A 1,534-nucleotide genomic window follows, 5' to 3' on the forward strand; every position below is an offset into this window, starting at 1 on the left:
GTCTGCGGCTTGATCTGGGTGCCGCCGAGCTCCTTGGCGATGATGCCTTCCTGGAGGCCGACCAGCGCGGTGGCGTGCGTCAGGTTCGGGAAGTACCCGATGCGGACCTCGGACGCGGAGAGCGCCTTGGCACCCTCGGCGGAGGCCCCGGCGGGCTTGTCCTCGGTCTTCTCCGCCTGGGAGCCGTAGCCGCAGGAGGCGAGGACGCCGATCAGCAGGGGCAGGGCGGTGGCGGCGGCGACGCCGCGGCGGAGCAGGGTCTTGCGGATGGCAGGCACGGGAGGACTTCCTCTCGGCGCGCCGTCAGTCGGTTACGGCGCGGTTCTCAGGCGGTGGAGCGGGGACGGGTACGGCTCGCGGGGGGCGCGAAGGCGGGAGGCCGACGGCAGTTCGGTCATCGCGCACATCGCGCCACTCCTCCCTGGCCGCTGCCGAGGGCGCCGCTGCCTACGCGGCCGCCCTCCTTGGCGAAGGTGGTGTACATGTCGGTCCGCATGACCTAGAAGTCCCACCCTTCCTCGTCCGCCGCCACCGCTTCGGCCTTGGAGGCGAAGGACTCGCCCGCCATGCCCGCCGCGAGGGTGGTGCCGTCGGCCGGGTCGATCAGCAGGAAGGACCCGGTGCGGCGCGAGTCGGCGTACGCGTCGAGCGCGAGCGGCTCGGCGGTGCGCACGACGACGCGGCCGATGTCGTTGGCCACCAGCTGCCCCGGGGCGGGGTGCTGGGAGAGGTCGTCCAGGGTCAGCCGGGACGGGATCTCCTTGACGATCGCCTTGACCGTGCGCGTGGTGTGCTTGAGCAGCACCCGTGCGCCGACGGCCAGCGGCTGGTCGGCCACGTGGCAGACCGTCGCGACGACGTCCTGGGTGGTGGCCGGGGCGCTCGCGGTCGGCGCGATCAGGTCGCCGCGCGAGATGTCGATGTCGTCCTTCAGGCGCAGCGTCACCGACTGCGGGGACCAGGCGATGTCCACCGGTTCGCCGAGCGCGTCGATGCCCTCGATGACCGAGGTCTTCCCCGACGGCAGGACCGTGACGGACTCGCCGACGCGCAGCACGCCGGAGGCGATCTGGCCCGCGTAGCCGCGGTAGTCGGGGTGCTCGGCGGTCTGCGGACGGATCACGTACTGCACCGGGAAACGCGCCGGGCAGGCGGTGAGGTCGTGGCTGACCGGGACCGTCTCCAGGTGCTCCAGCACCGTCGGGCCGCCGTACCAGTCCATGTTCGCCGACGGCTCGACCACGTTGTCGCCGGCCAGCGCCGAGATCGGGATCGCGGTGATCTCCGGGACGCCCAGCTCGGAGGCGTAGGCGGTGAACTCCTCGGCGATCTTCGCGAAGACGGCTTCCCGGTAGTCGACGAGGTCCATCTTGTTGACGGCGAGGACGACGTGGGGGACGCGCAGGAGGGCGGCGACGGCGGCGTGGCGGCGGGTCTGTTCGATGACGCCGTTGCGGGCGTCGACGAGGACCACGGCGAGGTCGGCGGTGGAGGCGCCGGTGACCATGTTCCGGGTGTACTGCACGTGCCCGGG

Annotated in this window: 1 protein-coding gene and 1 pseudogene; both read right to left on the reverse strand. The window is 72.2% G+C overall.

The genetic code is table 11. From position 1 onward, the window contains the following. Window positions 1-278 (reverse strand): annotated as a pseudogene (locus ACFVXK_RS38620) (sulfate ABC transporter substrate-binding protein); the annotation flags it as partial. 221 nt (window positions 279-499) lie between these two features. Next, a partial coding sequence (locus ACFVXK_RS38625) for a sulfate adenylyltransferase subunit 1 (RefSeq protein WP_389622078.1) occupies window positions 500-1,534 on the reverse strand: 1,035 nt, incomplete at its 5' end.

It is taken from the genome of Streptomyces sp. NPDC058157 (assembly GCF_042884105.1).
Taxonomy (GTDB): domain Bacteria; phylum Actinomycetota; class Actinomycetes; order Streptomycetales; family Streptomycetaceae; genus Streptomyces.